Below are 8,277 nucleotides of genomic sequence, written 5' to 3'. Positions count from 1 at the left end.
TTCGTCTAACTTTCTGTACTGGTATTGCGTTCCTTGCAGCTTCATTTCATACACAAGCATAGATTATCGGCATCAAGCCACGATCAACTTATGTTAGCATAAAATAATCCGTCGTGAACGACCTTGCTTTAAACCTGCTTCTCTTGGTAAAGGATACAGATGATCTAGGTTTGTCTTCGATCAACCCATCCGTCTTTCCAGCCCGCCTGGCGTTTGAAAGGCTTTTAAATATCAACTTTATCATAATTTGATTCGATTTTAAAGTTATTTATGAAATCAAAGTTCTAGGGGCGACTTGTTAATTTGGGTTAATTGTTCAAAGCTGAGTCTCTACTTTGTATCTTCAATAAAATTTGATTTATACAACTTATTTTTCTAGTTTTTTTGTTGATTTTTATTGAGTTATAAATCCAGTTTTCACCCGAGTAGATTAAAGAATTCTCTCTCTCATTCTTCCGGTTTCCTGTTCCCTCTCTAGACAATTTGCAACATTCCTTGTCAAAAATGTCAAAAAAATCTCCCGTTCAGACAACGCACGCAACGGGAGAATAATTTTAGAATTCCAGTTAAAATCTAGTTAGCATCGTATAACCGAGCCACAGAAACCGTCACTTCACCCTGATTATCATCAGGAAAACTATCAAAGAAAAAGGCACACAAAGTCGTCGTTTCCTGAACTTCCAAAGTTAACGTCTCGTGAAATCCATTTAACGTTGACCAAGTAGCGCCGACTGGAACGCGAGTTTTCTTGTTGATGACTTTTCCCCCATAAAGCCAGAAGATAACCATCGGTTCTCCCAAGGGTAAACTGTTGGAATCAAAACCCCCATAACCGAACAGACCACTTTTAATTCGCAGCACATAAATACCCGGTTCCAGCGTTTGAGAAACCGCCGTTTCCTGAAGCTGTTTCATGCGTTCTTCATCGAGCAAGAAGCAATTGCGGCGACTATGAACCGTCAAATGTTCAATCGTACAGTTACCCGCAGTAACAGGCAAAGTTGTGATCGCAGGTGCAACATTTTCCTGACTAACAGTTTGAGAAGATGTCGATATCCGCACCGAATTAGAACGAGCCAACATCAACCATTCTTCCTCATCGGTAACATAACCAATTTCAGCGAGATAGTCACGATAGGCTTCTAAGTTAGGGATTTGCAACTGTTGAATTAACTCATGGCAATTGTACCGTCGCACATTACTCGCTGGAGTTGTCTGCAAATCAACCCCAGTCACATCATAAAGACGCAATTGAAACTGTTCTCCGCCCTGCTGTTTCGCCGCTTCCTGAACGGCTCTTGGCACTTCCCAATGAGCATCAGCGCTTGTTGGGTTATCACGAGGCGTTAATGTGATCTCAGAAGACATTGCAGCCACCGGAGAAACCCCTGTTCCATCAATGATTTCAATTGATGATATCGGAACTCGTATTCGGTTAGAACGAGCCAACATCAACCAGTCATCCGCATCAGTTACATAGCCAATTTCGGCTATATATTCACAATCAGTATTGAGATTAGGAATTTGCCACTGTTTGATTAACTCATTGCAGTTGTAGCGTTGGACGCTATTGGCAGTCTGAGTCTCTAAATCAATCCCTGTCACCTCATAAACGTGCAGTTGAAACTTCTCTCCGCCCTGTTGTTTAGCCCTTTCTTTGGCGGCATCTGGCACTTCCCAACGTGCATCAACCCATTGATCATCACCCAGACTCAGAGTAATATAACAGGGAAATGAACTCATAGCTGAAATAGCCGTTCCTGCCGCTAAACCTACACCCGTTAAAGCAGCAATTGTACCCACCTCAGAAGCATCTAAATCTTCATCGTCTCCCGGTACAAACACACGGTTAGAACGAGCTAGCATCAGCCATTCTTCATTTTCCAGAACATAGCCAATTTCAGCTAAGTATTCCCGTTCGCTTTCTAGTTCAAACTGCCAATCATTAATAGACTCAGCTAACAGACATTTCTCAATACAGAAACTCGGTGATATTTCAACAGTGGTATTGGTAACATCGTAAACCCAAACTTGGAACTGTTGTCCGCCCTGTTGTTTGGCAAGGGTTTTAGCGGCTTCTGGTACTTCCCAGTGAGCATCAATGGCTCCTTCTTCATCCAGGGTGAGGGCAATAGAACAGGGAATTGAACTGAGGCTAGGAAGCGGTTCAACTTCAGGTGTTAATTCTACTACACTCCACAAATCCTCTGACTCTGTTAAATCTGTTGATGTAAATGCGGGGATACGAACTCGATGAGAACGTGCCAGCATTAACCATTCACCATCATCGGTGAGATAACCAATTTCTGCAAAGTAGTCCCGGTTGCCTTCGAGGGTTAACAATTGGGGAGTCGANATATCAGTAACATCATAAAGATGCAGTTGAAACTGACGTCCGCCTCTTGCAAGAGCATTTTCCTGTTCGGTATCGTCAACTGTCCAATAAACATTAGCAGCGCCATTATCAGTCGGTGTTAGCGTCACATGACTGCGATGAGTTTCAACTGCCGGAACAACTTCTGAACTGCTCAATTCTACACTGGACAGTTCTACAGGTTCAACTAGCGGAGTTGCGGTTGTTTCTTGAGGAATACGAACTCGATGAGAACGTGCCAGCATCAGCCATTCACCCTCATCGGTGAGATAACCAATTTCTGCAAAGTAGTCGCGGTTGCCTTCGAGGGTTAACAATTGGGGAGTCGAAATCGATTCCTCAAAGTTGTATTGTTGTACGCTATGAGTCGCTACAGAGTCCGGTGGAATATCAGTAACATCATAAAGATGCAGTTGAAACTGACGTCCGCCTCTTGCAAGAGCATTTTCCTGTTCGGTATCGTCAACTGTCCAATANGTATTGTTGTACGCTATGAGTCGCTACAGAGTCCGGTGGAATATCAGTAACATCATAAAGATGCAGTTGAAACTGACGTCCGCCTCTTGCAAGAGCATTTTCCTGTTCGGTATCGTCAACTGTCCAATAGACATTAGCAGCACCATTATCAGTGGGTGTTAGCGTCACATGGCTGGTTGTCGTTCTCCTCATCCGAGGAATAACCCCTGCAACTAACCCACCACCTGCAATTAACCCACCACCCAGTAAACCTAAATTGGGTGTTAATCTCTGATCTGTAGCTGTATCAACCGGAACTCTCACAGGCTGCGAACGAGCCAACATTAACCATTCACCCTCATCCGTAACATAACCCATGTCTGCCAGATAGTCACGGTTGCCAACGAGTTCTAACTGCAAAGGAGAGGTTAATTCATCCAACTCATACTGTTGAACAATTGTTGAGGGTGTTTGATCAACACTGAGATCACCAACATCAAGATCCGTGACATCATAAACCCGCAGTTGCAAATTTCGTGCGCCCTGTTGTTGAGCGAGATCTTTGGCTGAGTCTGAAATTTCCCAATCAATATCAGTGGTTTGATTTTCACCCGGAGTCAATCTTAAACGACTTCCAAGTGCCATTAAAGAAGGAATAGCCCCTGCTGCAACTAAGCCAGCGCCCATTAAACCGACATCAGGTGTTAATTCCTCATCTGTAGCGGTATCAACCGGAACTCTCACAGGTTCCGAACGAGCCAACATCAACCATTCACCCTCATCGGTAACATAACCAATTTCGGCTAAATACTCACAATTGCGGTCTAAAAGAGGAACTCGTCGTTGTTGAGTTGATTCTTCACAATCATATCTTCGGACACGGTTAGCAGGTTGAGCGTCTAGATCAATATCCGTAACATCATAAATTCGCAGTTGCATCTGCCGTCCTCCCTGCTGTTTAGCGGCAGTTTTCGCAGCATCTGGAACATCCCAACAAGCATCTGCGGTTTGAGGCTCTTCTTCTCTGAGATTCAGTGTAATCTGACTCCCAAAGGAAGTCAGTAGAGGAATGATCGCAGCACCTGCGGCTAACCCAGCACCCACTCCAGCCAAATTCGATGTCTCTCCAGCAATATCAGGCAGAGGCATCTGCACTCGGTTAGAACGTGCCAACATCAACCACCGATCATCGTCGGTGAGATAACCAATTTCTGCAAGATAGTCTCGGTTTCCTTCCAGGTTAGAAATAGCTTGCTCTTGAAGTGACTCGTCAATATCGTATTTCTCAACACTGTTAGGAGACTGCTGATCGAGATCTTCAATGTCTGTGACATCGTAAACTCGCAGTTGAGGTTGTCGTCCTCCGTGTTCTTTGGCAAAATCTTTGTCCGTATCCGATATCAACCAATAGGCGTAGGCATCTTGAGCTTCCCCTGGAGCGAGGGTAATTCGACTACTGGGCGATCGCTCTCCCCACCAGGCTGCGGCTCCTGCTGCGGCTCCTGCTGCGGCTCCTGCTGCGGCTAGTCCTGTTAGTCCAATGGTTCCTAAACCGGGAGGCGTTAAACCTGTGTTTCCAGTCGCAATAGCCGTTCCGCTAGGGGTTCCTACAGTTGCGGTTGTCAGATCGCCTGCGGCAGCGACTGGGGTTGCTCCTGCTGTGGGGGAGTTAACGCCAGGATCAACTTCGGGTAATGTCGCTGCTGTTGCGGTTTCGGTAACGGGGGGAGTTTTCGNGGCTGCGGGGATTGTCGGTGCTGTGGCGGGTTCGGTAGCGGGTGGGGCTGTTGGGGTTGCGGCAGCGGGGGGGGCGGTTGCGGTTCCGGCAACGGGGGGAGTTATTGGGGTTTCGGTAACGGGGGGAGCTATTCCTGTTCGGGTTGCTGGGGGGGGCGTTGTTGGTGTTGCTGTCGCACCGCTAACGGGTTCTCCTTGACCTGCTTTGAACAACCACCAAATTAACCCACCTAAGAGTGGAATTCCCAACAGCAACAGTATCCACCAGGGAAAACCGCCTTTTTCTTGTTGTTGTTGTTCTTGAACAGGAGTTGGAGTCTGGGCGATTTGTTGAGGAGTAGTCGTAGACGGAACAACCGCCGTCCCCCCCAAAATTGGTTCTCCGGTTTCCGTATCGGCGATAATTTCTTGACCGGGTTGAGAGGTTGCTAAACCTAAAAAGGCGATGACTTTGGGAGGCTTGTTGTTTTCGTTGTAAACGTAGCTGCGATACTGAGAATAGGGATAACGCGGATCATCGGGTAGGGTTCCGTGCATCGGGATAATTTTAACATCATCCCGGTTTAACACTTGGTCGGCGATCGCATAACTGATGCCATCATTACCCAGTTCTTCGACAACCGCATCCGTTTCGTCTTCTAAGACTTGAGTTGTATTCACCCCACTTTCAAAGGGAGCGGTTTCAAACACTTTATAGGCGCTAAATGCGCGGCGTGTATCACTGTCATTCGGTCGATCTATGAAGCGAATTTCACCCGCAGAACCGCCAACCTCTGACCAGTCGGTAATTTCGCCTCGAAACATTCGCGCAAATTGATCAAAGGTCAAATTTCCCTCAAAGGAATTGTTCGGACTGATAATAATTGCTAATTTTTCCCGACCCACCGGAACTGCTACCAAACCCGCCGCTTTTTCTTCTTCAGTTAAGGGTCGTCCCACTGCGGCGATATCCAGTTTTCCCTCTTTTACAGCTTCCAAGGCTTCGCTAGTTCCGGTTGCTGACAGTTCAACTTTTGTATTGGGAAACCGTTCTTGAAAGCGTTCTTGAAGTGCTTGGTTCGTTCCAGTCATGCTACTAGAACCGTTCACCGTAACAACTGTATTCTCAGTTAAAGATTTAGGGACTGTGAAGGTGGGTTTAGGAACATCAAAGGTTTGGGGTAAAATTAGTGTCGGATCTTTTGTAGGTTCTGTCTCTGATGATTGAGCGATCGCGGCTTGATCGAGAAATGATACTAGAGAAACAGTCAAAAGTTCAGGAGTAGATGCTAAAGCGATTAGCACCACTGGTATTTGAAGTAATGCTTTGCGAGAGCGAGACATTGTTTTTCAGGGTTCTAAATTAACAATCGTTGTGCGCTTGTGGAATTTCTTAGATTTAAAAAGATCTTGATCGAGAACTTCTACTCTATAATCTGCCCCAGATGGAGAACCACAACAAAATCTTTTCAAGTCTAGAAGGGAGAAAGAGGAGAATCGTTCAAATATTTCTTTAATCAAGAGCGGAATTCTCTACTTTCACTTCTTCTAGTCTCCATTAATTTTGATGTCGTTATTAATATTGAGTAACCGTTTCCGATACTATCTTTGTGGGTTGGCGATCAAATTTTTACAACAGAGATGGTCACTTCTCCTTCGTTGTCTTCCAGGTAGGTATCAAAAAAGAAAGCACAGAGATTACAAGTTTCTAGAACTTCTAAGGTGAGTGTATCGTCATCTCCATTTAATGTTGACCAGGTTGCTTCTATTTCGATGTTAGTTTTTTTGTTAATAAATNTAACCGTTTCCGATACTATCTTTGTGGGTTGGCGATCAAATTTTTACAACAGAGATGGTCACTTCTCCTTCGTTGTCTTCCAGGTAGGTATCAAAAAAGAAAGCACAGAGATTACAAGTTTCTAGAACTTCTAAGGTGAGTGTATCGTCATCTCCATTTAATGTTGACCAGGTTGCTTCTATTTCGATGTTAGTTTTTTTGTTAATAAATCGGCCACCATAGATCCAAAGCATGACCAAAGGTTCACCAGAATGATTCACGTCTCCACGGTAATCAAATGAACCATTCCGAATTCTCACGATATAGGTTCCGGGTTCTAGTGTTGTAGAAACCCCTGTTTCTTCTTGAATGCGTTGCATCGCCGCAGCATCCAGCACAAAGCAGTTTTGCTTGCTATGAACCTTTAAGTCTGTAACTGTACATCCTTCCATATTCTTTGCTCCTCAGTGGGCGAATTTTGCTAAACTTTTGAGAAGACCTTCATTTTGTGGGTCTTGTGTGACTGGTTGTATCTACTGCTTTATAAAACTGATATAACGCGGTACAAACCGTGTTAATGTTTACTTCCTGCTTCTTCCAGACTATACTGGGTTTCATAGGGTGTCGGCACTTCCTATTCCACAGGCTCAAACCGAATAGCCTTCGGCGAAACGNCTGCTTCTTCCAGACTATACTGGGTTTCATAGGGTGTCGGCACTTCCTATTCCACAGGCTCAAACCGAATAGCCTTCGGCGAAACGTTCGCGCATTGAGGCTTGCGTTATAGTCACGCTCTTGAACTTCACCGCAAGCCTCGCAATGAAAAACTCGTTCTTTGAGCGGCATTTCTTGAACATGACCGCAATTTTAACAGGTTTTAGTTGACGGATAGAATCTATAGCGCAAAAACTACGATTGAACCGTACCACGAGGATTTATACTCAACTTGGCGGCGAATTTCATAAAAAGCCGAATCAGCAATAGCACCCGCTAATTTATGATTTTTCATCATCCCAGAAACATTCAAGTCTTCTAACCCGATGACTGCGTGGTTTTTGCATAGCCATGAGGNTTCATCATCCCAGAAACATTCAAGTCTTCTAACCCGATGACTGCGTGGTTTTTGCATAGCCATGAGGTTAATTTGTGAATTGTATCTTTCCGAATGTTGACTCAAAAAGACAATTGTAATCCTCTATCCAAAAATGGTCTTGACTCGGGAATCGAGTCATCGCAGGCACGGCTTTTTCAAGGCGGTGTACCGATGACTTGATCACTGGGCTAAAGCTAATTTTCAATGTATAGTAGAGCAAGTCATTTTTGACATCACTTGATTTAGAGGATGTGATCAGGTTAGGTTTGAGGATGGCTTAGGCAATAATCCCAACTTGACGGAGAATAAAAAACAGAATAGAGTTCACAAAGCTCAGAGCAAGCGCTCCTAAAATTGCACTGATCACTCCATTGCGTAATCTAAACCCTTCTACTAACCAAGCGGCTAAACCAAACACAATAATGCTACCAATCAAAGGAATTAATCCAATACTAACAATTGCATTAAACGTTCTAAACCAATTTGGAAAAATTTGATAGATCGAATTAAAAGCACCAATAATCGCACCCGCAATTAAAGCGATCACCGGATTATCAATTTCTACCCCAATCGGTAGCTTAGAGATGATTAATAAGCTAACCGCTAACACAACAACAGAAATTATAAAACCAATCATTGATGCGATCTCCCCTTTTGTTAAAGTTTGACTTTGATTTCAAGTCATCGGGTTAGAAGACTTGAATGTTTCTGGGATGATGAAAAATCATAAATTAGCGGGTGCTATTGCTGATTCGGCTTTTTCTGAAATTCGCCGCCAAGTTGAGTATAAATCCTCGTGGTACGGTTCAATCGTAGTTTTTGCGCTATAGATTCTATCCGTCAACTAAAACCTGTTAAAAT

At 44.3% G+C, this 8,277-nt stretch carries 5 protein-coding genes and 5 pseudogenes; 1 reads left to right on the top strand and 9 read right to left on the bottom strand.

The window, feature by feature from the left end; translation table 11 throughout:
- Positions 1–573: 573 nt before the first annotated feature.
- The 9 genes and pseudogenes from WN50_RS37775 to WN50_RS21180 all read right to left on the bottom strand — a co-directional run bounded on the left by WN50_RS37775 (position 574) and on the right by WN50_RS21180 (position 8,053).
- Positions 574–2,271 (bottom strand): DUF4912 domain-containing protein, encoded by a 1,698-nt coding sequence (locus tag WN50_RS37775; protein WP_425354832.1) that lies wholly within the window; start codon positions 2,269–2,271, stop codon positions 574–576.
- 85 nt (positions 2,272–2,356) lie between these two features.
- A pseudogene (locus WN50_RS37770) lies at positions 2,357–2,850 on the bottom strand (DUF4912 domain-containing protein); the annotation flags it as partial.
- A gap of 1 nt (position 2,851) precedes the next feature.
- Positions 2,852–4,279: DUF4912 domain-containing protein (locus WN50_RS37765; protein WP_425354831.1), on the bottom strand; the 1,428-nt coding region annotated here is incomplete at its 3' end.
- Between the two features lie 288 nt (positions 4,280–4,567).
- A partial coding sequence (locus WN50_RS36475) for a substrate-binding domain-containing protein (RefSeq protein ID WP_235441058.1) occupies positions 4,568–5,890 on the bottom strand: 1,323 nt, incomplete at its 3' end.
- A gap of 489 nt (positions 5,891–6,379) precedes the next feature.
- Entirely contained in the window at positions 6,380–6,775 is a 396-nt protein-coding gene (locus WN50_RS21190) for a hypothetical protein (RefSeq protein ID WP_046279589.1), read from the bottom strand.
- A gap of 223 nt (positions 6,776–6,998) precedes the next feature.
- Positions 6,999–7,169 (bottom strand): annotated as a pseudogene (locus WN50_RS36470) (hypothetical protein); the annotation flags it as partial.
- A gap of 24 nt (positions 7,170–7,193) precedes the next feature.
- Positions 7,194–7,394, bottom strand: a pseudogene (locus tag WN50_RS37760) (zinc ribbon domain-containing protein); the annotation flags it as partial.
- A gap of 1 nt (position 7,395) precedes the next feature.
- Positions 7,396–7,493 (bottom strand): annotated as a pseudogene (locus WN50_RS37755) (RNA-guided endonuclease InsQ/TnpB family protein); the annotation flags it as partial.
- Positions 7,494–7,693: 200 nt separating this feature from the next.
- Positions 7,694–8,053 (bottom strand): phage holin family protein, encoded by a 360-nt coding sequence (locus WN50_RS21180; protein WP_046279588.1) that lies wholly within the window; start codon positions 8,051–8,053, stop codon positions 7,694–7,696.
- Positions 8,054–8,105: 52 nt separating this feature from the next.
- Between WN50_RS21180 and WN50_RS34230 the strand changes: the two are divergent.
- Positions 8,106–8,271: pseudogene (locus WN50_RS34230) on the top strand (zinc ribbon domain-containing protein); the annotation flags it as partial.
- Between the last annotated feature and the right edge of the window lie 6 nt (positions 8,272–8,277).

It is taken from the genome of Limnoraphis robusta CS-951 (assembly GCF_000972705.2).
This window is presented reverse-complemented; position numbering and strand designations above follow the sequence as displayed.